We start from the raw sequence: 23,032 nt of genomic DNA, 5'->3' as shown, positions 1-23,032 counted from the left end.
AATGTCACAAAGAATCAGAATAAAACTAAAATCTTACGATTACAACTTGGTAGACAAGTCTGCTGAGAAAATCGTAAAAACGGTAAAGGCTACTGGTGCTGTTGTAAACGGTCCAATTCCATTGCCAACGAATAAGAGAATCTTCACAGTATTGAGATCTCCGCACGTAAACAAGAAAGCAAGAGAGCAGTTCCAACTTTCAGCTCACAAGAGACTAATGGATATCTACTCTTCTTCTTCTAAAACTGTTGATGCTCTAATGAAATTAGAACTTCCTTCAGGTGTAGACGTTGAAATTAAAGTGTGATAAATGCATACTTTGCAATGATTATACAAATCCGTTCCTTTTTAGGGACGGATTTTTTTTAGCGATTACTTAACGGAATTAAAACGATCAAAAGCAGATTGGAAAACCATCAAATCTGCTTTTTTTTGCATTGTACTTTCTATAACCATAAAAGGCGTTGGAGAAATAACCTTTAATGATGTTATGAATCTGTTTGGAGATTATAATGGGTCTTAGGATAAGATTAATGATCTGATATTAATACTTCTTTTTCAGGTGACATATGTCACTCTTGTTTATTTATTTAGAATGAATAAAAATAATAATTTTGCAAAAAATTATCAGATGAATAAAGTAGTATCCTTTTCTCTGCTTGTGTTAGGTGGGGTTTTTGTAAATGCACAGAAAGTTAATGATTCTATTAAAAAGTCGAAGGAAATTGACGAAGTAGAATTATTCGGTGAAAGAAAAAAGCAACCACAAGGTTTGGAGACAATCACAAGATTGCCATTAAAAACCAGAGACCAGATTCAGAGTATTTCAGTAATCTCCCATAAAGTAATTGAGGATCTAGGAGGGTTAACGGTTACAGACGTTGCAAAGAATGTTCCTGGAGTAACTCAATTCGGTAGCTACGGCGGAACCAGAGAAAGTATGTCTATCAGAGGATACAGAGGAGTTCCGGTTTTAAAGAACGGGGTTCAGATGGATTCTGATTTCCGTACTGCAGGAATGCTTACTGATATGCAGGGAATAGAAAGTATTCAGATAATTAAAGGATCTGCGGCTGTTACACAGGGAATAGGTGACGGTTTAGGTTCTGCAGGTGGAGTGATTAATGTGGTCACTAAAGTTCCTAAATTTATCAATCAGACTAATGTTGGCTTCAGATACGGTAGCTGGGATTTCTATAGACCAACAGTTGACTTCCAGAGAGTATTAGATTCTCAGGGGAAAGTTGCTGTCAGACTAAACGCAGCGTACCAAAATAATAATAGCTTCAGAAGATTTATTAATACAGAACGTATTTACGTAAATCCATCCATTGCCATCCGCCCGGACGATAAAACTGAGATTGTGGTGGAAATGGATTATATGCATAACAATACAACACCGGATAGAGGAACTGTAAACCTTGCCAAAGGAGATACTGAGGCAATATATAAAATGCCGGGAAGAAAATTCCTTGGATTTTCTACAGATAAGGCAAAGACTGAAACATTCAACTTCTCAACAACGGTTACACGAAAGCTGACTGAGAAATTGAAATTAAGGGCGGCTTATATGAGCTCATCTTATCAGACTGAAATTGTAGGTGCAGCGCTGGCTCCTTTAAAGAGAGATAATCCCACAGAGTTCCGTAACAGAACATTAACCCGATCTGATAGAGAGGATTTAAATAAAGTATTTCAATTCGATTTTATTGGAGCCGATGTCATGACAGGATTCATGAAACATACTTTTCAGGTAGGTTTTGACTGGAAAGAATCTAATGTTACAACCACTTCGTATAAAGCTAAAGATGTTGACCAGATCAATGTCCTGAATGAAATCAACAATATTCTTCCTGCGGGAGTTAATATAGACTTATCAACAGCTAATGCTATTAACACAGTAGCACCTACAATGGGGCTAATGGCACAGGATGTCATTACTTTTAATAAGTATATTAAAGCTCATTTAGGAGTTCGTTACAGCAGACTCATTGGCTCAGATAAAGAAAAAGACTACGCATGGAATCCTTCATTGGGGATTATGATTTCTCCGATTGAAAATATGAACATATTTGGTTCCTATACAAGCACTACTGCGTTGAGAAGTTCCAATAATGTATTGTTCAGCGGAGGGACTGTAGGAGCATCTACTACAAAACAATGGGAGGCTGGAATTAAATCAGACTGGCTGAATGAAAGATTAAGATTTAATGTAACGCTTTTTGATATCAAGACAGATAATTTATCATATGAACTTCTTGATGGCGGAAATCCTACCGGAAAATATGCCCTTGCCGGTAACTTAAAAAGACAGGGTGTTGAAGTTGAATTGATAGGTAAAATTCTTCCCAACCTACAAGTGATGACGGGATGGGCTTATGTGGATGCACAATATGAAGACAGCCCTTCATTTGTGAATGGTTCAGCACCTATTAATACGCCTAAGCATTCTGCTAATGCGTGGCTGAATTATAAATTCGATACAGGGATGTTAACAGGCCTTGACGTAGGAGCCGGAATCTATTTTGTTGGACAAAGACCAGTAGATGACTATAAACAACAATATACCAATACAGAAAATGGCCATGTGAATGGAACTCAGCCAGGAGAAAAACCTTTCTTCATGCCGCAATATACTACGGTAGATGCCCAGATAGGATATTCCTTCAAAAATGGATTAGGATTAAGAGGATTCTTCAATAACATCTTTGATTCAGTAGGATATAATTCTTATTTCAGAGGTGGATACATTGATCAGATTCAGCCTAGAAACTTTGCTGTACAGGTAAACTATAAATTCTAAATCAAAAAAATATAATGAAAATTACCAAAACAGTATTCTTAGTATTGATTGCCACGGCTGGTTTAGCTTCATGTTCCGAAGAACATTTGTCTGAAGAAGAACTGAAAACAGCAAGAGAAAATATTGAAAAACATTATAAAAATCCTACAAGTATGTATTCTTGGGGTAACATTTCACCTTGGAAGGAGCATTGGAATAATACATATTATCCAAAAGTTTTTTCACCTCCTCACATCGGTAAAAGCATGATAGCAGAAGAAAAACAAAACCTTGAAAATCGTTTTTCAGGAAAAATCAAATAATATATTTCAAACATTCATATCAATTTTAATTAGAAAACATTAAGACAGTAGTATTGTCTTAATGTTTTTGTTTGTATTTATGACTCCTGATTCCTGTTAATTTTATACATTTAATCACTCTATAAAATGACAATCATGGAAAAAAAGAACCATAGTTTTTTTGAAAAATTTTCAAACTGGGCTGTAAAATTTACAGGAAGTCCATATGCTTTTATGGGCGCTTTTCTTATTGTAGTAATATGGGCAGTTTCCGGACCTTTTTTCGATTATTCTGAAACCTGGCAGCTTGTCATCAATACCGGAACAACAATCATTACCTTCCTGATGGTATTTCTGATTCAGAAAGCTCAGAACAAAGATTCCAAAGCCATACAGATCAAACTGAATGAACTCATTGCCGCTCATGAAAAAGCAAGCAACCGTATTGTAGATATTGAAGACCTTACAGAAGCAGAACTTGATCAGCTCCACATCTATTATGAAAAACTGGGGCAGCTTGCCAAAAAAGATGCCGATATTCATACATCTCATTCCATAGATGCGGCACAAAGAAACCAGGATTACAAATATGAATTCTTCAAAAGAAAACATGAAGAATGGCTGCAAAAGCGGGAACAAAAAAAGAATTGATTAAAAATTTTCTTAATATTTTAAATATTGTGGTTTATTTTTAATTTTTTAATGGGTGTTATGGTGGTTTTCGGGCTTGTTTTTGATTTTTCATCTGATTTTTAGTATTTTTTTTGATAAATATCTACATTTATTGAAAAAAATATATGAAAACAAAATTATTTTGCTTGCCAGTATTGTTGTTCGCAATATCAGCAAATGCACAATGGAGCAGAGGGTTGCCTCAACAGAAAATAATAAAAAAGAGTGATCGTTCTGTTTACTACCAACTTGATATTGACCAGATAAGAACGCAGTTGCTAAGAGCTCCTAAAATAGGTGAAGGTTCTCCCATCACTATCAATATTCCTACTCTTGATGGAAAAATAGAAAAATTTACAGTCAACAGTTTTCCCGTTATGGATGAAGCTTTGGCTAATAAATACCAGTTGGGCTCTTATGTAGGGATTGGAACTGATGATCCAACCAAATACATCCGGTTCAGCGTTGCTCCCAATGATTTCCAGTCTATGATTATTGGTGCCGACGGGCAATATGAATTTATAGAACCTGCAACGTCTGATAAGTCTTATTATTCCGTTCATGGGAAGACTAATAAGAACGGACATGCATTTGTGTGTAATACAAAAGAAGATAAAGAAGCTGTTGCCAGAATGCAGAAGCTTATGAACTCCGGATCTACAGCAAAATCAAATAATAAAACATTCCATACCCTTAGACTGGCAATGTCTGTAACAGGGGAATATACTGCTTTCTTTGGAGGGGCAGCAGGTGCTCTTACCCAAATAAATGCTACCTTATCAAGAGTGAATGGTGTACTTGAAAAAGAATTTAATGTACATGTTAATGCGATTAATGCTCCCAACCTGATATTTACGGATGCTGCCAATGATCCTTATAGCGAGTCCAGTCTTATGTGCAAATGGAATAATGAATTGATGAATACATTACATGGAGGAGCATACGGTGTTACAGATGCAGATTTTGATATAGGACATTTATTTGGAGCAACAGGTGGCGGTGGAAGTGCCGGTTGCATCGGTTGTATCGGAAGTAATGATACCTCTACAAGTATTGATCCTAATTGTCAAAACTCACCTTCTCCAGGCAATTATAAAGGAAGTGGATATACTTCCCCTGGAATAGATTATTACGCTGGTGGAACATGGAACCAAAACAGTACCGCTCAATTACCACCAAGTGGAGACGCTTTTGATATTGATTTTGTAGCGCATGAAATCGGACACCAATTGGGAGATTCCCATACATACAGTTTCTACGAAAATTTTCTGAATCAGGAAGTAGAACCAGGTTCAGGGTCTACCATCATGGGATATGCAGGAATTACAGGTCCAACTACAGATGTACAAAAGCATTCCGATGTGTATTTTCATAATGTAAGTATTGAGCAGGTACAGACCAATCTTGCTTCTGTAACAGCAGATATTGAAACTCCGATTACCAATAACCCACCTGTGGTTACAGCAATGCCTACTACTTATACCATTCCGAAATCTACAGCATTTGTGTTAACAGCATCAGCTACAGATCCGGATGGAGATGCACTGACCTATTGCTGGGAACAGGTAAATCCTAGCAGTTTAGGCAATGGAGTAACCAAAAATAACATTGGAAATACAAGTTCAGGAGCGAATTTCAGATCCTGGGCACCTACTGTAAGTCCTACAAGATATTTTCCAAAACTGGCTACCGTGCTTGGCGGTGCTGTAAAAAATACAACAGATTTTGAAGCTGTCAGTACAGTAGCAAGAACAACAAACTTCCGGGTAACGGTAAGAGATAATAAACCGGGAGGACAGGCTCAGACTGCTTATGCTACACAGACTGTCGTTGTAGGGAATGCGGCTGCGTTTACCGTTAATACAACATCACTGACTCCTAATGCAAACTCTACTATTGCATGGACGGTTTCCGGAACTACAGCTTCTCCGTATAATGTAGCGAATGTTAAAATTGATTATACAGAAGATGGTGGAGTAACCTGGAGTGATCTGGCAGCATCAGTACCAAATAACGGATCGGCAAGTGTTTTCATTCCTGCATCTTTAGCCGGAAAAACAATTCACCTGAGAGTTTCTGCAATCGGAAATGTTTTCTACGCAGCGAAGCAGGCTACCGTATCCAGTCTATTGGCTGTTTCTGAAGCTGGAAGTACCAAATCTGTTAAGATTTATCCGAACCCGGTAGAAGATGTATTGAATGTCATGAATGTTTCTTCAAACGCTTCTTATGAAATTTTCAATGCTCCGGGACAGGTGATTGCAAAAGGAACCATAGGAGAGGGTAAAATTAATGTAAGAACACTGGTTAAAGGAATCTACTTTATTACAATCAATAATAAAGAAGAGAAGAGCACCACTAAATTTGTGAAAAAATAATACGGTAAAAATACCAAAATAAAAACCTCTGATCACTCAGAGGTTTTTTTATGGAAGATATTATCTCATGAAATAACTGAAGTAACTACAGCTGCCCATAAGGCTTTTCGTTGTTTCAGTGTCAGAATACTGAGCTTTCAGTTGAGCAAAGTAGGTTCTGTATTTCTGGTTTTTAAGTTGGTCCATTTCCTTTTGGCGGGCGTCTTCTTTTTCAGACCATTTCGGATCTGAATAATCAAAATCTTTTGGAGCTTTCGCTTCATACTGGTAATATTTACCCTGTTCGGCACTTGCCATCTGGAATAGGATTCTTGCTTTTTCTTCTTTATTATTGGAAAGCTTAAGTGCTTTTTGATAATAATTGATAGACAGATCAAAATTGTCGGGTTCAATATAAGAGGTATCAAGGAAGTTTTTATAATAATACTTATAAGGATTCTTTCTGTTCGTATTCCAGAAGTCGTATTTACCTCCGTTGCTGTTATCAATATCCATAACAAACAATTGACGGTAATAGCCTAAAATGGAGGTGTTGTACAATAAGTTTCCGATAAGCTGGTTGGCTTTTGCTGCTTTTTCATCCGTTCCGTTTCCAATCTTTTTAAGTTGAATTAGTGCGTCTGCCAGTTCAAGTTTATCCATACTTGTTTTGATGAAAGGGAAATCTGTATAGTTTTCGGCTTTCATACTTTCAGCATCAGGACTTCCGAAACTCTCCCAAACATTATGTCCGAATACAAGATTTGAAATGTTTTTAAATCCGTCATACTCTGCAGGTGCATATTGTTTTGGAGTGATGGTCTGCCCATTCTTTTCTGTCCATTCATAATTCTGTCTTGGAATACCTGCAAAGCTTTTTGCTTTTCCATAATAAGCTTTTGCCTTTTCAAAATCGGCAAGCCTCATGGCTCTGTCTCCATAAATGGTACTGAAGAAGGCATCAATGTTGCCTACGCTGTCCATGTTTTTGGCAATGATTTGTTGTTCAAAATGAGTTTTATTGGGCTTTCTGTAAAACTCTTCCACACTTTTCACTAAGTTGGAATTTGGATTGTACTGGAGATCAGAGAGCTTATTGTTCATCAGGAAAGATTTTCCGTCTTCTCCCTGAAGGAAATAACGGTTAGCAATAACATCTTTAAGGAAATCTGCAGTAGAAGGCACTTCACCATAATAATCGAAATTATCTGTAGCAGCGGTGTCTTTTTCTACTTTTTTCTCTACGAAATATTCCGCATAATCTTTCATCAGGTGATCTTCATATTCTGCATCAATTTTAGGCTGGGAAACAATATCATTCAGAACTTTCATTCTTTTGATTTCCTCCAGATATTCAGGGTTAGCTGTTTTGATGTCGTCCAGAATTTCAGAACTTCCTTTGTAATCTTTCTTTAAAAATTTGAGATAAGCATCGGCAATCTGCCAGTATTCATCTTTGGATTTTTCTTTTGTTTTATCAGTGAATTTCTCCAGATCATCAAGGAAATCCTGTGTTTTTTCATCGTAGTAATAACCTGTTCTGTTATAGAATGGAATTCGGTCAGGATTACTAAATAACTCATCATCACTTTGATCAGCTTTAGCACTATCACCTGTTTTTTCAGATTTCGAACCACCGAAAAGATTTTTAAAGAACCTTACAATTTTCTGCCAGAAAGAAAGTTTTTCTTCCTTTACTTCAGGTTTTGTTTGAGCTGTAGAATTGTTTTTTGCAGCGTCGTTCACAGAGTTTTCTTTTGCCGATACCTTTTGAGCCTCTGAAGTATAGTAATACGTAGGCAAATAGCTTCTTTCAAGCTCATTGATACTTCTGGCAGCCATTACTTTCAGGATTTCAGAATCAGGATTGATTTCATACATCTTTTCCATCATCGGAATGGGATTGTTGAAGTCTTCATATCCTAAAAGGAAATAAGCCATATTCTTTTCTTCATTCGTATTGGCTCTTTTCATGATATTGCTGAAAGATGCCGTATCAGAAAGCTTCATAGAAACAAATGCAGATTCCTTACGGTCTTTACTATTCATGAATACCTGAAAGAAGTTCCAGTTGGCATCACTGTTCATTTCCAATCCTCTTTGGGCTCCTGCCAGTTGATCCAGAGACATAAAGTAAACCGATCCTTTTAATTTTATGGGAGCCACATAAGTTTTGAAAGCCTGTACTGCAGAATCATAGTTTCTTGTATAATGATTCAGACGAACCAGCTGATACCCGTAACGTTGTTTGATTTCGGGATTTCTTGCCGCATTGTACAAAGAAGTTAAGGCGGCAATAGTTTTATGATAATCAAGAGCTGTTGCATTTTTTCTGCTGGCATCTCTGTCGTAATAAAATGAATTCTCACTTTCAACATAATTGATGCTCATAAAAGGCTCAAGATATTTGGCTTCAATTAAATAATCAATAGCCTCTTTATATTTTGAGTAAAATCCTGTACCCAGCTTTTGTAAAAGAGGATTTGTGGGATTTCCGTTCTTTAAAGCATTCAGATCGTTCATGCTGATCTTATACACCAGATTCTGGGTTTCAGAATAACTGAGCTGATTATTAAAAAACTTTTTCCATGTTTCCACATTGTCATCAGGGATCAATGATGAGTTGTAACCTCCATAAAACCTGCTTGAATAGTTGTGCAGAAAAGGAAGATACGCTTTGTCCTTGATAATGGTTTGCGTAAAAAGGTTGAAGTAATCATAATCAGGATCTGACCACGCGCAGGCATCAGATTGTGTATAGAAAAGTGATACAACCGCAAGTGAAAGAATATACTTTTTCATAGGGTGTGTAGTGTTTTTAGTTTTAATATTGTATGGTTTGGTTCTGGCCGTTGGCAGGTCTCTGTCTCAGGGAGATTTAAAATTTCCGATCTAACACAAATTTACTATCTAATTGATAATAAATAATAGTAAAGTGTGGAATTTTTTTCTCCAAAAACGAAACTACTTCTTCAAGCTGTTCTTCAGATATTTCTTCTACCTTTATTTTGAAGCCTTTGTTTAAATAACTTCCAAAGTAGAATCCGTCTTTCAGAACCTCAATTTCAGAGTCGGATATCTTTTTGAAATTCGGATTTTCCAAATCTCTTTTGGATAAAGCATTGATGAGTTTATGTTTTTCCAAATGGTTGGTGACAATTCCCCATGAATAAATAGGAAGGGCGACTTCAATTTTTTTGATAGGATACTCTTCAATTTTTGAAAGATAGCTTTTTAAGATATTCACATCCAGAATAGAATTCTTATCAGACTTTTCCAATGGCGAAGAAGTAGAGTAGCACATCAGATATACTTTTTCCACAGGAGGTATCCCGGTTTGTTTCTTATCCTTCACCTGATGAAGACGAAGTGTGCAGGTAATTTCTTTTCCGGAAACTCTCTTCAGTTCTTTCAGAAATTTAAAATAATCGTTCCGTGTTCCGGCAGTCCAGTCACAGTCGATTTGAATTTCAGGATAGGTTTTCAGTTGATATTCTTCTGTTTTCTTTTGAACCAATAAATGAATGCTTTCTGCCAGGAATTTGATCTCTTCCGCAGAAATACCCAGTAACGTCTGATTGGTAATGAAAACTGTAGGAACAATCTGCTTGTCTGTCTGAAAACTTTGGTCTTTGGTAATCACTGCCACCGGCTGAAATTTCCCGTTCACTTTATCTACATCAAAGAATCTGGTATATAAATAAGGAATTGAGGCTTTATCCAATGCTTTCTTTTCTGCATTGTCAAGCTTCAGTTTGGTTTTCCAGTAATAAAATGTGTAAGAATGATGCTCTTTCCTGTTGCATGATACAGTAAGAAAGAGAAGAAGTAGAAATAAAATTTTAAAATGTTTCATTGGTGTAAATCACCCTTCAAAATTAAAGATATTTTGGCAGAATATAAACCGTAAAATCCCGGTGATTAAAGGTCAGAAGCAAAAGAATATCGTATTTACGTACTATGACTTGTTCCAATGCAGTAGATTGTATAACTATTCCCCTCCTCCGGAGGGGTGGCAAATTTATAATTTGACGGGGTGGTTCCCAACAACAAGAAAACCATCCCAAATGGAATGGCTTTCTCTATATATTATTATACTACTTAAAAAATTCGCTTTCGCAGGTACAAGTTTCTTTTTTGATGCTATCAGAAGATGAGCAGCAGCCTTCAAGATTTTTAACGTTTCCCTTTTCATCGGTAAGGTAAATCTTTTCTTTGTCGAATTTCACGAAAAACGTTTCCTCATATTTTTTAAAAACCACTTTCATTACCTTATTCGGAGCATATTTTCCTGCATTGATCTCCTCCGTTGTTTCTTCTCCGCTAGCCTGATTCACCTGGACATATCCAAAATGGACATCCCCATTATTTTTTACATCCAGATAATAATGAGGAGTACCGGTGCCACTATACCCCTTCATAATATCAAAAGCTCTGTATCCAATAAAAGGAACTTCTGTCTGCTGTGCCCATGTAAAAATACTGATGCACAGAATCATTACACTGAAAAACTTTTTCATAGATATTTTTTTTCAAAAGTAAAGATATTTCAGCAAAACATCGACCGTAAAAATACGGTTATTGTAAACTGTAAAAGATATACCGTACAGATTGGTTATTTTGAAGAGATAAATCTAATCCGTTGATGGGGAGGTTCTTTGAAAAATAAAACCACTCCTAAACGAAGTGGCTTTCTATAATTGAGTTAAAGTCAAATTAAAAAACGGTTGCTGCAAGCTGAATTCTTGCATACTTATTGGATGGATTCCACATAGCCATCATTGATACAGGAAGACTGTAATGATCAGTGATCTTCACCACTTTTCCAGCCTTTAGACCTACATTTACAATGTCGAAACTGTTTTTACCATTGCCATACAGGAATGTTTTGTCGTTGAGAGCAAATCCTGCTCCTACAAATGCGTCCAGATTTACTTTCTGCCCCTTAATAACAGGATAACTTGCCTGAATGTAAGTAGAATATCTGTTTTTCTTATAGCTTCCGTCGGCTTCAAGGATAACTTCTCCCGCATTAGCTCCTCCATAGAGCATAATATCAGCTTCAATATTAATAGGGAATGAAGGTCCGAAAGTGTAGTTTGTTCTTAAGTCAATGATATGAGCCGTTCTTCTCTGCGAATAACTGAAGATATCATCAGCGGCCACAGCAGTATTGATATTCCTGGAATTATAAAGATCCCATAATCCGATATAAAAACGTCCGTCAGAATATTGAACATAATAATTGATCTCTTTATAATGGGTATTGTCTTTATCATCCGCTAATGCAGAAGCTCCCCAGATTCCTACTTTCCATTTCTTTTCTGCGTCTAAGGCATAAGAAAGATTACCCATTACCACCGGTTTATCAGTAATAATAAGGCCTCTCCATAGGTGATTGTTCTGAATGTTGGCCGTAAAATCAAGCCTCCCTTCTTTAGTTTCCTTGGTTTCGCCATTTTCCTGTGAAAATAACCTTCCTGTGCCTATAGCAAGTAGGAAGATTCCTTGTAAGACTTTTCTCATCATCTGTTACTATTTTAGAAATCCATATAAAACGGCAGCGATAATAGCTCCTGTAACAGGACCTACTACAGGAATCCATGCATATCCCCAATCACTGCTCCCTTTTACAGGTAAAATGGCGTGCATGATTCTTGGAGCAAGATCTCTTGCCGGGTTAATGGCATACCCTGTAGTTCCTCCAAGAGATAAACCGATTGCCCATACTACAAACGTAACGGGAATGGCTCCGATAGAACCCAATCCTACTTTAGCAGTTGGATCTGCCTGTAAAGAAATGCTTGGATCTGCAAAATAAAAGACACAGAATACCAGTACAAATGTTCCGATAATTTCGCTGATAAGGTTAGACGATGTTTTTCTGATAGCAGGAGTGGTACTGAAACAAGCCAGTTTTGCGCCTTCATCTTCTGTAATAGCAAAGTGATCTTTATGAAACAGCCATACCAGAAAAGCTCCCAACATTCCTCCAATCATTTGGGCTGCGATATAAGAAGGGACGAGATCCCATGAAAATTTCCCTGCAGCTGCAAGACCAATCGTTACAGCCGGATTCAGATGGGCCCCACTTATTGGCCCTGCAACGGTTACTCCCACAAATACGGCTAATGCCCATGCGGTAGTAATCACAATCCATCCGGAATTATTTCCTTTCGTACCTTTTAAGACAACATTGGCTACAACACCGTTGCCTAACAATATAAGAAGCATCGTACCGATAACTTCTGCAATAAATGGGGTCATATAAGTTTTTTTGATATGTGAGTTAATCTTCTATCCAGCTTTGAGCGCTTTTTACCGCTTTCTTCCAGAAGTGGGTCATTTTATCCACTTTTTCTCTGTCCAATTGAGGGTGGAAGTCTTTGTCTACAATCCACTGTTCCTGGATTTCGTCTATACTTTTCCAGTATCCTACTGCAAGTCCGGCAAGATAGGCAGCTCCAAGTGCAGTGGTTTCCAATGTTTTTGGCCTTGTAATTTTAAATCCGAAAAGGTCAGACTGTATCTGCATCAGAAGATCGCTGGCAGAGGCGCCGCCGTCTACTCTTAATTCAAGACTGGCTGTTCCGGAATCGGCTTCCATAGCTTTTACAATATCATAAACCTGAAATGCAATTCCTTCCAGTGTGGCTCTTGCAATATGGGCATCAGTGGTACCTCGGGTAATTCCTACAATTGTTCCACGGGCATACTGATCCCAGTAAGGAGCGCCGAGACCAGTCAGTGCAGGTACAAAATAAACTCCGCCATTATCTGGTACAGAAGCAGCCAGTTTGTTTACTTCCTCAGAAGAACGGATAAGCTTAAGACCGTCTCTTAGCCATTGAATAGCTGCACCTCCTACAAATACACTTCCTTCCAGTGCATAGTTGACTTCTCCATTGATTTTCCAGGCTACTGTTGTAAGAAGATTGTTTTTAGAAGAAACAGCTTCTGCTCCTGTGTTCATTAATAAGAAGCATCCTGTTCCATAGGTGTTTTTTACCATTCCCGGAGTGGTGCACATCTGTCCGAATAAGGCAGCCTGCTGGTCTCCGGCAATTCCGGCAATAGGAATTTTGGTAGAGAATAGAGTAGTAGCAGTTTCTCCATATATTTCACTGCTTTGTTTTACTTCAGGAAGAACGTTTCTAGGAATGTCGAATAATTCTAATAAATCATTATCCCATTCTAGTGTATGAATGTTTAAAAGCATTGTTCTGCTGGCATTGGAAACATCCGTAATAAACATTTTTCCACGGGTAAGCTTCCATACAAGCCATGTGTCAACGGTTCCAAAACATAATTTTCCTTCTTCAGCTTTTTGTCTTGCTCCTTCTACATGATCAAGAATCCATTTTAATTTGGTTGCTGAAAAGTAGGCATCCAGAACAAGTCCTGTTTTTTCTTTGATCGTTTCTGTATGTCCCTGCTCTTTCAGTTCATCACAATATTTTGAAGTTCTGCGGTCCTGCCATACAATTGCATTGTAGATGGGCTCACCGGTTTCCTTATCCCAAACGATTGTTGTTTCACGTTGATTGGTAATTCCGATAGCTGCAACTTCAAGTCCGGAGATTCCTGCTTTCGCAATAATTTCTGCTGCTACGGAGATCTGTGAAGACCAAATTTCATTGGGATCGTGTTCTACCCAACCCGGAGTAGGAAATATTTGTCTGAAATCTTTTTGAGATACATATTCTATTTCTCCACTGTGATTGAAGAGAATCGCTCTGGAGGAAGTTGTTCCCTGGTCAAGAGCGAGAATTAGTTTTTCATTCATGTATATAATGCTAATTTAGGTTGATAACTTTAGGTGAGTAAGGAGTTAATAAATACCCTTTTGCTAATTCAATGAATTCATTTTCCTGCTGCTGAGCCCATTCTTCAGAATATCCTTTTTCTTCAGCAATGATTCTTGCTACATTATGAGCACTGTCTATTGCTGCTCTTGCATCCAGGAACAGTAAACGGACTCTTCTTGCCAGAATATCTTCGATGGTTTCTGCCATTTCAGCTCTTACGGCCCATACCACTTCTGCTACAGTAAAAGGATGATCAGGGTGGATCTTTTGAGCATAACGCGAATTGCTTTCCTGTAATGCTTTGATAGCAGGAATATCAGATCCGTAAACATAGAGATGGTTCGTTCGGTCTACCTGTTCTGGTTTTACATTTCCATGAATAGACATGTGTTCTGTTTTAGAAGTACTATTACCAAGCTTGTGAACTTCCATTGCTTTATCAATGGTATCTTCGGCCATTTTACGGTAAGTAGTCCATTTTCCACCAATGATGGAAATTAATCCGGTGTCAGATGCAATAACCTTATGGCTTCGGGAAACTTCTTTTGTGCTTTTGCTTCCGTCTTTAGGAGCAGCAAGCGGACGAAGACCTGCGAAAACAGATTTTACATCTTCACGCGTTGGTTTTTTAGCCAGATATTGTCTTGCGGTATTTAAAACAAAGTTGATTTCTTCTTCCAGGGCACGCGGTTCAAAACTTTCATCTTTTAAAAGCGTATCTGTAGTTCCTACCAACGCTCTGTCATGCCATGGAACAACAAATAAAACCCTGCCGTCTGATGTCTTCGGAATCATGATGGCATCATCACTTTTCAGGAAGGATTTATCTAGTACAAGGTGAATTCCCTGGCTTGGTACTACCAGTTTACCATGTTTAGGATTATTCATATTAAGAATATCATTGGTAAATACCCCTGTAGCATTGATGACTACTTTACCATGAATCTGATATTGCTCTTTGGAAAACTGATCTTCTGCAACCACACCGATGACTTTATCAGAAGCATCTTTCAGAAGATTAACTACTTTTACATAATTAACGGCACTTCCGCCTTTTTCAATGATGGTTTGGGTAAGGTTAATCGCAAGTCTGGCATCGTCAAATTGTCCGTCCTGGTAAACAACCCCACTCATCAAATGGTTTTGTTCAATAGTAGGAAGCTTTTCAACGGTTTTTGATTTGCTGATGTATTTTGTTTTACCTAAACTCAGTTTTCCGGCAAGAAAATCATAAATTGATAATCCTATCTTATAATAGATTCCTCCCCACCATGTATAGTTGGGAATAATAAAAGACTGATTTTTTACGATATGTGCTGCATTTTTTGCTAAGAGTCCTCTTTCTTTCAATGCTTCTTTTACCAATCCGACATCTCCCTGGGCAAGATATCTAACTCCACCGTGTACCAATTTGGTACTTCTGCTGGATGTTGCTTTTGCAAAGTCATGAGATTCAAGCAATAATGTTTTGAATCCTCTGCTTACAGCATCTAATGCTGAACCTAAACCACTGGCTCCTCCTCCTATGACAATAAAGTCCCATTCTTTTACATGGGTTAACTTACTAAGTTCTTCGTTTCGTTTCATAAATGTTTCGTTTATGTTTCGTTTTCAAATATATAAATTAAAAATGAAAGCAAAAAGAAAATAAATGAAATTTTAAGATGTCGAAAAAAAACGGTATTTTTGATGAAACGAATAAAATGGAAAAGCTATTACCAAGGCAGGATCAAATACTTAAAGAGCTGGATGAGAAAGGGCATGTACTTGTGCAGGATCTGTGTGAAAAGCTCAATGTATCTTCAGTTACGATCCGAAAGGATTTGAACTATCTCGAAAGTCTGGGGCTTCTTTTCAGAAATCATGGAGGAGCGAGTAAGCAGGTAAGATATGCTTATGAAAAAAATGTTGGGGAAAAAGAAAATATCAATGTGGAGGCCAAGCAGGTTATTGCAAAAGCTGCACTGTCATTGATTCAGGAAAACGACTGTATTATTCTGGCATCCGGAACAACCATGCATTATCTTGCCAGGATGTTGATGAACTTTGGGCCGCTTACTGTATTGACATCTTCTTTACGGGTAGCCATTGAACTTTGTAATAATCCTAATATTAATATTATACAATTAGGAGGAGAAGTACGAAAGAGCTCTACTTCTATAGTAGGATCTATTTCCGAAGGAATCCTCAAACAGTTTTCATGTAATAAACTTTTTATGGGAGTGGACGGGATTGATCCTGAATTTGGAATCAGTACTTCCAATGCTGCAGAAGCTCATTTGAATCAGATTATGATGGAATGTGCGGATCAGACGGTTATTCTCGCGGATTCCTCAAAATTGAATAAAAAAGGATTTGGAAAGATTGCGGATTTGGATCAGGTGGATTATTTGATTACCGATGATGGTATCTGTGCTGAAGACAGGGTTAAACTGGAAGAAGCAGGAGTGAAAGTGATTGCCCGGTAACGTCTTCATCTTAATTTCTTTTTAAAAATCAAAATAAATCTTGGAGAAATTTGTTCTGAATTTTTTTAAAATCATCTAATTGATTAAAAATCAAAATATTTTAGTCAAAATATTTGTCAGTTACAAAATTATTCATACATTTGCACACTCATTTTAGGGGCGTAGTATGCCTATATCAAAAGTAGAAATTACTTCAGACTTCCGAAAAATGGGGATAAATAAAGGATAAATTTTATTATAATATAAACAATGTCAGGTATTATTGGTAAAAAAATCGGTATGACATCTTTGTTTAACGAAGAAGGAAAAAACATTCCTTGTACAGTTATTCAAGCAGGTCCATGCTCGGTTTTACAGGTCAGAACCTTAGAAAACGACGGTTATACAGCTGTGCAGTTAGGTTTCGATGACAAGAGTGAGAAGAACGTTGGTAAAGCGTTAGCTGGCCATTTTAAAAAGGCTGGTTCTGCTCCTAAAGCTAAATTAGTAGAATTCCACAATGGATTCGCTGATGTGAAAGTAGGAGAAGAAGTAAAAGTTGATTTATTCATCGAAGGTGAATATGTTGACGTAACAGGAACTTCAAAAGGTAAAGGCTTCCAGGGTGTTGTTAAAAGACACGGATTTGGAGGTGTAATGCAGGCAACTCATGGTCAGCACAACAGACTTAGAGCTCCAGGTTCTATCGGTGCTGGTTCAGACCCTTCAAGAGTATTCAAAGGGATGAGAATGGCTGGAAGAATGGGAGGTGAGCAGGTAACTGTTCAAAACCTTCAAGTGTTAAAAGTTGATCAAGAACAAAATCTTTTAGTAGTAAAAGGTGCTGTTCCGGGAGCTAAAAATTCTTATGTAATTATCAGAAAATGGAACTAGTAGTATTAAATACATCAGGAAAAGAGACCGGAAGAAAAGTAACTCTAGACGAAACAGTATTCGGAATTGAGCCAAATCAGCACGCGGTTTACTTAGAAGTTAAACAGTACCTTGCTGCACAAAGACAAGGAACTCATAAAGCAAAAGAAAGAAGCGAAATTACTGCTTCTACTAAAAAGCTTAAGAAGCAAAAAGGATCAGGATCTGCTAGATATGGTGATATCAAATCTCCAACTTTCAGAGGTGGAGGTAGAGTATTCGGACCAAAACCAAGAGACTACAGATTCAAATTGAACAAAGCTCTTAAGAGATTGGCTAAGAAATCTGTTTTATCTCAGAAAATGAGAGACAACAGCATTAAAGTTTTAGAAGATGTGAGCTTTGATGCTCCTAAGACTAAAGATTTCATCAATGTATTAAATGCATTGGAACTTAACGGTAAAAAATCTTTATTCGTTCTTCCTGAAGCTAACAAGAATGTGTATTTATCTTCAAGAAACTTACCTAAAACTAAAGTAATGAACTTCAACGAAATCAGTTCTTACGATTTAGTAAATGCTGGTGAGATCATTTTCTTCGAAGGTGCAGTTGAAAAATTCCAGGAAAATTTAAAGAAATAAGTCATGTCAGTTATTATTAAACCAGTTATTTCAGAAAAGGCTAACTACCTTACAGATTTAAGAGGTACTTATTCTTTCTTAGTTAACCCTAAGTCGAATAAGATCCAGATTAAAAAGGCTGTTGAAGCAGCTTACGGTGTAAAAGTAGCAGACGTTAACACAATGATTTATGCTCCGAAGGTTTCTTCAAAATACACTAAAAAAGGTCTTCAAGTAGGAAAGACAAACAAATTGAAAAAAGCGGTAATCAAACTTGCTGAAGGTGAGGTTATCGATATTTTTGCTGTAAATTAATTATTAATTATATATAATAGTAATGTCTGTTAGAAAATTAAAACCTATCACCCCGGGACAGAGATTCAGAATTGTTAACAATTTTGAAGAAATTACTACCAACAAACCAGAGAAATCTCTAACAGTTGGTATTAGTAAGTCAGGTGGACGTAACCAAACTGGTAAAATGACCATGCGTTACACCGGAGGTGGACACAAAAAGAAATACAGAATTATTGACTTCAAAAGAAACAAAGCAAACGTTGAAGCAACTGTAAAAACTGTAGAGTATGATCCAAACAGAACTGCATTTATCGCTTTACTAGAGTATGCTGATGGAGAGAAGAGATATATCATCGCTCCAAACGGTATCAAAGTTGATCAGAAAGTAATTTCTGGTGAAAGCGTAGAACCAAATGTAGGGAACGCAATGAAGTTGAAAAACATTCCATTAGGTACTGTGATTTCTTGTGTTGAAATGAAGCCTGGCCAAGGTGCTATTTTAGCAAGAAGTGCTGGTTCTTCAGCTCAATTAACTTCAAGAGACGGAAAATATGCAATCATCAAGTTACCTTCAGGAGAATCTAGAATGATCCTTACTGAATGTATGGCAATGATTGGATCTGTTTCTAACTCTGACCACCAGTTAACTGTATCAGGTAAGGCTGGTAGAAGCAGATGGTTAGGTAGAAGACCAAGAACAAGAGCGGTTGTAATGAACCCAGTAGATCACCCAATGGGAGGTGGTGAAGGGCGTTCTTCAGGAGGTCACCCAAGATCTAGAAATGGTATGCCTGCTAAAGGTTACAAAACCAGAAAGAAAAATAAAGCGTCTAACCGTCATATCATATCTAAACGTAAATAATTATGGCAAGATCACTTAAAAAAGGACCATTCATTCATCATACTTTAGATAAGAAGGTTCAGACAAACATAGAGTCTGGTAAGAAGACAGTTATTAAAACTTGGTCTAGAGCATCGATGATCTCTCCGGACTTCGTAGGACAAACTATTGCTGTACACAACGGGAAATCTTTTATCCCTGTTTATGTTACAGAAAACATGGTTGGTCACAAGTTAGGCGAATTTTCTCCAACAAGATCTTTCAGAGGTCATGGTGGTAACAAAAATAAAGGAAGCAGATAATCATGGGATCAAGAAAACAAGATAGTTCAATCGCAAGAAAAGAAGCTAACAAAGACGTTGTAAAAGCTTCATTAAATAATTGCCCGTCTTCTCCAAGAAAAATGAGATTAGTTGCTGATATCATTAGAGGAGAGCAGGTAGATAAAGCTCTTTATATCCTAAAATATTCTAAGAAGGATGCTTCTAACAAGTTAGAAAAATTACTTCTTTCTGCTATGGCAAACTGGCAGACTAAAAACGAAGGTGCGGATATTGAAGAAGCTAACCTTATCGTTAAAGAAATCTTCGTGGATAGCGCAAGACAATTGAAGAGACTAAGACCAGCTCCACAAGGTAGAGGGTATAGAATCAGAAAAAGATCTAACCACGTTACATTAATCTTAGGTAATAAAGAAAATTAATCAAGGTATGGGACAGAAGACAAATCCAATTGGTAATAGATTAGGTATCATCAGAGGATGGGATTCTAACTGGTTTGGTGGAAACGATTATGGAGACAGAATCGCTGAAGACTACAAAATCAGAAGATACCTTGAGGCTAGATTATCTAAAGGTGGTATTTCAAAAATCTATATTGAAAGAACACTTAAATTAGTAACAGTTACAATCACTACTGCTAGACCGGGACTTATCATCGGTAAAGGAGGTCAGGAAGTTGATAAATTGAAAGAAGAATTGAAGAAACTTACAGGTAAGGATATTCAAATCAATATTTTCGAAATCAAAAGACCTGAATTAGATGCTGTACTAGTTGCTGATAGTATTTCTAAGCAAATTGAAAACAGAATTTCTTACAGAAGAGCTGTTAAAATGGCAATGGCAAGTACTATGAGAATGGGTGCTGAAGGTATCAAAGTTCAAATCTCTGGTAGATTGAACGGAGCTGAAATGGCAAGATCAGAATCTTTCAAAGAAGGAAGAATTCCATTGTCAACTTTCAGAGCTGATATCGATTACCACTGGGCAGAAGCTCACACTACTTACGGTAGATTAGGAGTAAAAGTTTGGATCATGAAAGGTGAAGTTTACGGTAAAAGAGAACTTTCTCCACTAGTGGGACAACAGAAAAAAGGAGGTCAGTCAGACAGAGGAAACAGAGGAGGAGACAGAGACAACAGAAGACCTAGAAAAAACAACAACAATAACAATAATAATTAAAATTTTAGATTAGAAATTTTGAATTTTAAATTACCGTTACTTTTTTAAAATTAAAAAAAATCTAAAATCTAAAATCTAAAATCTAAAATTTAGAAATTATGTTACAACCAAAAAGAACCAAATTCCGTAGAGTTCACAAGATGAAGATGAAGGGGAATGCCCAAAGAGGTAGTCAACTTGCTTACGGAACTTTTGGGATCAAAGCAACGGAAGGAGCTTGGATCACTGCGAGACAAATTGAAGCAGCTCGTATCGCTGCAACAAGATACATGAAGAGAGAAGGTCAACTATGGATCAAAATCTTCCCAGATAAGCCAATTACTAAAAAACCAGCGGAAGTACGTATGGGTAAAGGTAAGGGTGCTGTTGAATATTGGGTAGCTGTAGTAAAACCAGGTAAAATTATGTTCGAAATCGGAGGAGTACCTTACGATATCGCTAAGGAAGCTTTAAGACTTGCTGCACAAAAATTACCAGTAGTTACTAAATTCATCGTTGCTAACGATTTTGTTAAACCTCTATAATCTTTGAATACAATGAAAAATGCTGATATTAAAAATTTAAGCGCGGGTGATATTCAAGCTCAATTAACTGAAGCAAAAGCTCAATATTCTAAATTGAAATTAGCTCATGCAATCAGCCCAATTGAAAACCCGATTCAAATCAGAGATTTGAGAAAAACAATCGCAAGACTAAACACTGAGTTAACTAACAAACAATAATTTCATTTTACAATGGATAGAAATTTAAGAAAAGAAAGAATCGGAGTGGTTTCCAGCAATAAAATGGAAAAAACTATTGTTGTTAGTGAAACTACAAGAGTAAAGCACCCGATGTACGGTAAATTCGTTTTGAAAACGAAAAAATATACTGCACACGACGAGAACAACGAATGCACAGAAGGTGATACAGTTCTTATCCAAGAAACTAGACCTTTGAGCAAGAGCAAGAGATGGAGATTAGTAAGAATCATTGAAAAAGCTAAGTAATAATGTTACAAACAGAATCAAGATTAAAAGTTGCTGATAACACAGGTGCTAAAGAAGTACTAGTTATTAGAGTTCTGGGAGGAACCAGAAGAAGATATGCTTCAGTTGGTGATAAAATCGTTGTTACTATCAAGGATTCTACACCATCAGGAAACGCTAAAAAAGGTCAGGTATCTAAAGCTGTAGTAGTAAGAACTAAAAAAGCAGTAAGAAGAAAAGATGGTTCATACATCAAATTCGACGACAATGCTTGTGTATTACTAAACGCAGCGGGAGAAATGAGAGGAACGCGTGTTTTCGGACCAGTTGCTCGTGAGTTGAGAGACAAAGAATATATGAAAATCATTTCATTAGCTCCTGAAGTACTTTAATTTTTAAAATTTTTTAAAGAAATGTCAAAGTTAAAAATAAAAAGAGGAGATAACGTAATCATTACTACTGGTAAGAAAGATATCAAAGGTAAGACTGGTGAAGTTATTGAAGTGATCAAGAAAGAAGGAAAAGACCCTAGAGTAATCGTTGCAGGACTTAACATCGTTAAAAAACACGTTAAGCCTTCAGCTTCAAATCCTCAAGGAGGAATTACTGAAAAGGAAGCTTCTATTCATATCTCAAACGTAGCTTTAGTTGGTAAAGACGGAAAAGCTATCAAAATCGGTTACAAAATCGAAGGAGATAAGAAAGTGAGAGTTAACAAAGCAACGGGTGAAACTTTATAATTTGAATTAACATGGAATTTATAGCAAGACCCAAAAAAATATACAAAGAGCAAATTGTTCCTGCAATGATGGAAGAATTTGGGTACAAGTCAATCATGCAAGTACCTAGATTAGAGAAAATCGTTGTATCACAAGGTTTAGGAGATGCTACTGCAGATAAGAAAATTATTGATTATGCTGTAGAAGAATTGACAAACATTACAGGTCAGAAAGCAGTAGGAACAATCTCTAAGAAAGATGAGGCTGCATTCAAACTTAGAAAAGGTATGCCTGTAGGTGCAAAAGTAACGTTGAGAGCTCACAGAATGTATGAGTTCTTAGACAGACTTACTGCTTCTGCTTTACCTCGTATCAGAGATTTCTCTGGAATCAAAGCTGACGGTTTTGATGGTAGAGGTAACTACAACTTAGGTATTACTGAGCAGATTATCTTCCCTGAAATCGTGATTGACAAAGTGAAAAAAATCCAAGGGATGGACATCACTTTCGTTACTACTGCGAAAACAGATAAAGAAGCTAAAGCATTACTAACTCACTTCGGTTTACCATTTAAAAAGAACTAAGAAATGGCTAAAGAATCAATGAAAGCGCGTGAGCGCAAAAGAGAAGCACTAGTTGCTAAATACGCTGCTAAAAGACAAGCTCTTAAAGAAGCTGGTGATTACGAAGGACTTCAAAAATTACCTAAAAATGCTTCTCCTGTAAGATTACACAACAGATGTAAACTAACAGGTAGACCAAGAGGATACATGAGAACGTTTGGTATTTCCAGAGTAACTTTCAGAGAAATGGCAAACAACGGTCTTATCCCAGGTGTAAGAAAAGCTAGTTGGTAATAATTACTAATTAAAAATCGGGACAATTA

27 protein-coding genes are annotated in these 23,032 nt (G+C 37.0%); 20 read left to right on the top strand and 7 right to left on the bottom strand.

What is annotated here, in order from left to right; all coding sequences use genetic code 11:
• Position 1 precedes the first annotated feature (1 nt).
• The 5 genes from rpsJ to JOE44_RS14960 all read left to right on the top strand — a co-directional run bounded on the left by rpsJ (position 2) and on the right by JOE44_RS14960 (position 6,134).
• Entirely contained in the window at positions 2 to 307 is a 306-nt protein-coding gene (rpsJ, locus tag JOE44_RS14980; RefSeq protein ID WP_002661363.1) for a 30S ribosomal protein S10, read from the top strand.
• 324 nt (positions 308 to 631) lie between these two features.
• Positions 632 to 2,803, top strand: coding sequence for a TonB-dependent siderophore receptor (locus tag JOE44_RS14975; RefSeq protein WP_209786174.1), 2,172 nt, complete (start codon positions 632 to 634; stop codon positions 2,801 to 2,803).
• A gap of 14 nt (positions 2,804 to 2,817) precedes the next feature.
• Positions 2,818 to 3,105, top strand: coding sequence for a hypothetical protein (locus tag JOE44_RS14970; RefSeq protein WP_209786173.1), 288 nt, complete (start codon positions 2,818 to 2,820; stop codon positions 3,103 to 3,105).
• Positions 3,106 to 3,240: 135 nt separating this feature from the next.
• Positions 3,241 to 3,735 carry a low affinity iron permease family protein gene (locus JOE44_RS14965; RefSeq protein ID WP_209786172.1) on the top strand — a complete coding sequence of 165 codons (495 nt, stop codon included), beginning with the start codon at positions 3,241 to 3,243 and terminating at the stop codon, positions 3,733 to 3,735.
• Between the two features lie 146 nt (positions 3,736 to 3,881).
• Positions 3,882 to 6,134: a zinc-dependent metalloprotease gene (locus tag JOE44_RS14960; RefSeq protein ID WP_209786171.1), complete on the top strand. Its 2,253-nt coding sequence runs from the start codon at positions 3,882 to 3,884 to the stop codon at positions 6,132 to 6,134.
• A 60-nt stretch (positions 6,135 to 6,194) separates the two neighbouring features.
• Here the strand turns inward: JOE44_RS14960 and JOE44_RS14955 are convergent, their stop codons facing one another.
• The 7 genes from JOE44_RS14955 to JOE44_RS14925 form a co-directional block, all read right to left on the bottom strand.
• The gene (locus tag JOE44_RS14955; protein WP_209786170.1) at positions 6,195 to 8,915 is read right to left on the bottom strand and encodes a hypothetical protein; all 2,721 of its coding nucleotides are present in this window, start codon (positions 8,913 to 8,915) and stop codon (positions 6,195 to 6,197) included.
• A 76-nt stretch (positions 8,916 to 8,991) separates the two neighbouring features.
• On the bottom strand, positions 8,992 to 9,969 hold the full coding sequence (locus JOE44_RS14950; RefSeq protein WP_209786169.1) for a hypothetical protein: 978 nt from the start codon (positions 9,967 to 9,969) through the stop codon (positions 8,992 to 8,994).
• Between the two features lie 241 nt (positions 9,970 to 10,210).
• Positions 10,211 to 10,633 carry a hypothetical protein gene (locus tag JOE44_RS14945; RefSeq protein ID WP_209786168.1) on the bottom strand — a complete coding sequence of 141 codons (423 nt, stop codon included), beginning with the start codon at positions 10,631 to 10,633 and terminating at the stop codon, positions 10,211 to 10,213.
• 196 nt (positions 10,634 to 10,829) lie between these two features.
• Positions 10,830 to 11,639: a hypothetical protein gene (locus JOE44_RS14940; protein WP_105683327.1), complete on the bottom strand. Its 810-nt coding sequence runs from the start codon at positions 11,637 to 11,639 to the stop codon at positions 10,830 to 10,832.
• A gap of 9 nt (positions 11,640 to 11,648) precedes the next feature.
• Complete coding sequence (locus JOE44_RS14935; protein ID WP_209786167.1) at positions 11,649 to 12,380, bottom strand: MIP/aquaporin family protein; 732 nt, start codon at positions 12,378 to 12,380, stop codon at positions 11,649 to 11,651.
• Between the two features lie 22 nt (positions 12,381 to 12,402).
• Positions 12,403 to 13,899 (bottom strand): glycerol kinase GlpK, encoded by a 1,497-nt coding sequence (glpK, locus tag JOE44_RS14930; RefSeq protein WP_209786166.1) that lies wholly within the window; start codon positions 13,897 to 13,899, stop codon positions 12,403 to 12,405.
• 10 nt (positions 13,900 to 13,909) lie between these two features.
• Positions 13,910 to 15,508 carry a glycerol-3-phosphate dehydrogenase/oxidase gene (locus tag JOE44_RS14925; RefSeq protein ID WP_209786165.1) on the bottom strand — a complete coding sequence of 533 codons (1,599 nt, stop codon included), beginning with the start codon at positions 15,506 to 15,508 and terminating at the stop codon, positions 13,910 to 13,912.
• 116 nt (positions 15,509 to 15,624) lie between these two features.
• Between JOE44_RS14925 and JOE44_RS14920 the strand changes: the two genes are divergently transcribed.
• The 15 genes from JOE44_RS14920 (at position 15,625) to rpsN (ending at position 23,003) form a co-directional block, all read left to right on the top strand.
• A complete protein-coding gene (locus JOE44_RS14920) occupies positions 15,625 to 16,389 on the top strand; it encodes a DeoR/GlpR family DNA-binding transcription regulator (RefSeq protein ID WP_209789207.1) in 765 nt (254 codons plus the stop codon).
• A gap of 249 nt (positions 16,390 to 16,638) precedes the next feature.
• A complete protein-coding gene (gene rplC / locus JOE44_RS14915; RefSeq protein WP_105683331.1) occupies positions 16,639 to 17,262 on the top strand; it encodes a 50S ribosomal protein L3 in 624 nt (207 codons plus the stop codon).
• Positions 17,253 to 17,882 carry a 50S ribosomal protein L4 gene (gene rplD / locus JOE44_RS14910; protein WP_105683332.1) on the top strand — a complete coding sequence of 210 codons (630 nt, stop codon included), beginning with the start codon at positions 17,253 to 17,255 and terminating at the stop codon, positions 17,880 to 17,882. The genes rplC and rplD overlap by 10 nt, the downstream gene beginning before the upstream one ends.
• A gap of 3 nt (positions 17,883 to 17,885) precedes the next feature.
• Positions 17,886 to 18,176 carry a 50S ribosomal protein L23 gene (gene rplW / locus JOE44_RS14905; protein ID WP_105683333.1) on the top strand — a complete coding sequence of 97 codons (291 nt, stop codon included), beginning with the start codon at positions 17,886 to 17,888 and terminating at the stop codon, positions 18,174 to 18,176.
• A 22-nt stretch (positions 18,177 to 18,198) separates the two neighbouring features.
• On the top strand, positions 18,199 to 19,020 hold the full coding sequence (rplB, locus tag JOE44_RS14900) for a 50S ribosomal protein L2 (RefSeq protein ID WP_105683334.1): 822 nt from the start codon (positions 18,199 to 18,201) through the stop codon (positions 19,018 to 19,020).
• Positions 19,021 to 19,022: 2 nt separating this feature from the next.
• Positions 19,023 to 19,301, top strand: a complete 279-nt coding sequence (gene rpsS / locus JOE44_RS14895) for a 30S ribosomal protein S19 (RefSeq protein WP_034702850.1) — start codon at positions 19,023 to 19,025, stop codon at positions 19,299 to 19,301.
• 2 nt (positions 19,302 to 19,303) lie between these two features.
• The gene (rplV, locus tag JOE44_RS14890; RefSeq protein WP_047096818.1) at positions 19,304 to 19,702 is read left to right on the top strand and encodes a 50S ribosomal protein L22; all 399 of its coding nucleotides are present in this window, start codon (positions 19,304 to 19,306) and stop codon (positions 19,700 to 19,702) included.
• Positions 19,703 to 19,709: 7 nt separating this feature from the next.
• Complete coding sequence (rpsC, locus tag JOE44_RS14885) at positions 19,710 to 20,459, top strand: 30S ribosomal protein S3 (RefSeq protein ID WP_034694675.1); 750 nt, start codon at positions 19,710 to 19,712, stop codon at positions 20,457 to 20,459.
• A 98-nt stretch (positions 20,460 to 20,557) separates the two neighbouring features.
• Positions 20,558 to 20,983 (top strand): 50S ribosomal protein L16, encoded by a 426-nt coding sequence (gene rplP / locus JOE44_RS14880; RefSeq protein WP_029297776.1) that lies wholly within the window; start codon positions 20,558 to 20,560, stop codon positions 20,981 to 20,983.
• A gap of 12 nt (positions 20,984 to 20,995) precedes the next feature.
• Positions 20,996 to 21,181 (top strand): 50S ribosomal protein L29, encoded by a 186-nt coding sequence (gene rpmC / locus JOE44_RS14875; RefSeq protein WP_034694678.1) that lies wholly within the window; start codon positions 20,996 to 20,998, stop codon positions 21,179 to 21,181.
• Positions 21,182 to 21,193: 12 nt separating this feature from the next.
• Positions 21,194 to 21,448 (top strand): 30S ribosomal protein S17, encoded by a 255-nt coding sequence (rpsQ, locus tag JOE44_RS14870; protein WP_027371715.1) that lies wholly within the window; start codon positions 21,194 to 21,196, stop codon positions 21,446 to 21,448.
• 2 nt (positions 21,449 to 21,450) lie between these two features.
• The gene (rplN, locus tag JOE44_RS14865) at positions 21,451 to 21,819 is read left to right on the top strand and encodes a 50S ribosomal protein L14 (protein ID WP_002983226.1); all 369 of its coding nucleotides are present in this window, start codon (positions 21,451 to 21,453) and stop codon (positions 21,817 to 21,819) included.
• 21 nt (positions 21,820 to 21,840) lie between these two features.
• Positions 21,841 to 22,167 carry a 50S ribosomal protein L24 gene (rplX, locus tag JOE44_RS14860; RefSeq protein WP_105683335.1) on the top strand — a complete coding sequence of 109 codons (327 nt, stop codon included), beginning with the start codon at positions 21,841 to 21,843 and terminating at the stop codon, positions 22,165 to 22,167.
• Between the two features lie 11 nt (positions 22,168 to 22,178).
• Entirely contained in the window at positions 22,179 to 22,730 is a 552-nt protein-coding gene (rplE, locus tag JOE44_RS14855) for a 50S ribosomal protein L5 (RefSeq protein ID WP_105683336.1), read from the top strand.
• A gap of 3 nt (positions 22,731 to 22,733) precedes the next feature.
• Positions 22,734 to 23,003, top strand: a complete 270-nt coding sequence (rpsN, locus tag JOE44_RS14850; RefSeq protein ID WP_002983233.1) for a 30S ribosomal protein S14 — start codon at positions 22,734 to 22,736, stop codon at positions 23,001 to 23,003.
• Positions 23,004 to 23,032 lie beyond the last annotated feature (29 nt).

Origin of the sequence: Chryseobacterium sp. PvR013, assembly GCF_017833095.1 — a bacterium.
Lineage (GTDB): Bacteria > Bacteroidota > Bacteroidia > Flavobacteriales > Weeksellaceae > Chryseobacterium > Chryseobacterium culicis_A.
The sequence above is the reverse complement of the archived record's forward strand: the minus strand, read 5'-3'. Positions and strand labels throughout refer to the sequence as shown.

What these genes read in the sequence shown, in the direction of transcription:
- rplD (WP_105683332.1), top strand. Translation starts at nt 17,253, where the DNA reads ATGGAACTAGTAGTATTAAATACATCAGGAAAAGAGACCGGAAGAAAA.
- JOE44_RS14935 (WP_209786167.1), bottom strand. Translation starts at nt 12,380, where the DNA reads ATGACCCCATTTATTGCAGAAGTTATCGGTACGATGCTTCTTATATTG.
- glpK (WP_209786166.1), bottom strand. Translation starts at nt 13,899, where the DNA reads ATGAATGAAAAACTAATTCTCGCTCTTGACCAGGGAACAACTTCCTCC.
- rplX (WP_105683335.1), top strand. Translation starts at nt 21,841, where the DNA reads ATGTCAAAGTTAAAAATAAAAAGAGGAGATAACGTAATCATTACTACT.
- rplB (WP_105683334.1), top strand. Translation starts at nt 18,199, where the DNA reads ATGTCTGTTAGAAAATTAAAACCTATCACCCCGGGACAGAGATTCAGA.
- JOE44_RS14925 (WP_209786165.1), bottom strand. Translation starts at nt 15,508, where the DNA reads ATGAAACGAAACGAAGAACTTAGTAAGTTAACCCATGTAAAAGAATGG.
- rpsJ (WP_002661363.1), top strand. Translation starts at nt 2, where the DNA reads ATGTCACAAAGAATCAGAATAAAACTAAAATCTTACGATTACAACTTG.
- JOE44_RS14940 (WP_105683327.1), bottom strand. Translation starts at nt 11,639, where the DNA reads ATGAGAAAAGTCTTACAAGGAATCTTCCTACTTGCTATAGGCACAGGA.
- JOE44_RS14960 (WP_209786171.1), top strand. Translation starts at nt 3,882, where the DNA reads ATGAAAACAAAATTATTTTGCTTGCCAGTATTGTTGTTCGCAATATCA.
- rpsC (WP_034694675.1), top strand. Translation starts at nt 19,710, where the DNA reads ATGGGACAGAAGACAAATCCAATTGGTAATAGATTAGGTATCATCAGA.
- rplC (WP_105683331.1), top strand. Translation starts at nt 16,639, where the DNA reads ATGTCAGGTATTATTGGTAAAAAAATCGGTATGACATCTTTGTTTAAC.
- JOE44_RS14955 (WP_209786170.1), bottom strand. Translation starts at nt 8,915, where the DNA reads ATGAAAAAGTATATTCTTTCACTTGCGGTTGTATCACTTTTCTATACA.
- JOE44_RS14950 (WP_209786169.1), bottom strand. Translation starts at nt 9,969, where the DNA reads ATGAAACATTTTAAAATTTTATTTCTACTTCTTCTCTTTCTTACTGTA.
- rpsS (WP_034702850.1), top strand. Translation starts at nt 19,023, where the DNA reads ATGGCAAGATCACTTAAAAAAGGACCATTCATTCATCATACTTTAGAT.
- JOE44_RS14945 (WP_209786168.1), bottom strand. Translation starts at nt 10,633, where the DNA reads ATGAAAAAGTTTTTCAGTGTAATGATTCTGTGCATCAGTATTTTTACA.
- rplP (WP_029297776.1), top strand. Translation starts at nt 20,558, where the DNA reads ATGTTACAACCAAAAAGAACCAAATTCCGTAGAGTTCACAAGATGAAG.
- JOE44_RS14965 (WP_209786172.1), top strand. Translation starts at nt 3,241, where the DNA reads ATGGAAAAAAAGAACCATAGTTTTTTTGAAAAATTTTCAAACTGGGCT.
- JOE44_RS14975 (WP_209786174.1), top strand. Translation starts at nt 632, where the DNA reads ATGAATAAAGTAGTATCCTTTTCTCTGCTTGTGTTAGGTGGGGTTTTT.
- rpmC (WP_034694678.1), top strand. Translation starts at nt 20,996, where the DNA reads ATGAAAAATGCTGATATTAAAAATTTAAGCGCGGGTGATATTCAAGCT.
- JOE44_RS14920 (WP_209789207.1), top strand. Translation starts at nt 15,625, where the DNA reads ATGGAAAAGCTATTACCAAGGCAGGATCAAATACTTAAAGAGCTGGAT.
- rpsN (WP_002983233.1), top strand. Translation starts at nt 22,734, where the DNA reads ATGGCTAAAGAATCAATGAAAGCGCGTGAGCGCAAAAGAGAAGCACTA.
- rplV (WP_047096818.1), top strand. Translation starts at nt 19,304, where the DNA reads ATGGGATCAAGAAAACAAGATAGTTCAATCGCAAGAAAAGAAGCTAAC.
- rpsQ (WP_027371715.1), top strand. Translation starts at nt 21,194, where the DNA reads ATGGATAGAAATTTAAGAAAAGAAAGAATCGGAGTGGTTTCCAGCAAT.
- rplN (WP_002983226.1), top strand. Translation starts at nt 21,451, where the DNA reads ATGTTACAAACAGAATCAAGATTAAAAGTTGCTGATAACACAGGTGCT.
- JOE44_RS14970 (WP_209786173.1), top strand. Translation starts at nt 2,818, where the DNA reads ATGAAAATTACCAAAACAGTATTCTTAGTATTGATTGCCACGGCTGGT.
- rplE (WP_105683336.1), top strand. Translation starts at nt 22,179, where the DNA reads ATGGAATTTATAGCAAGACCCAAAAAAATATACAAAGAGCAAATTGTT.
- rplW (WP_105683333.1), top strand. Translation starts at nt 17,886, where the DNA reads ATGTCAGTTATTATTAAACCAGTTATTTCAGAAAAGGCTAACTACCTT.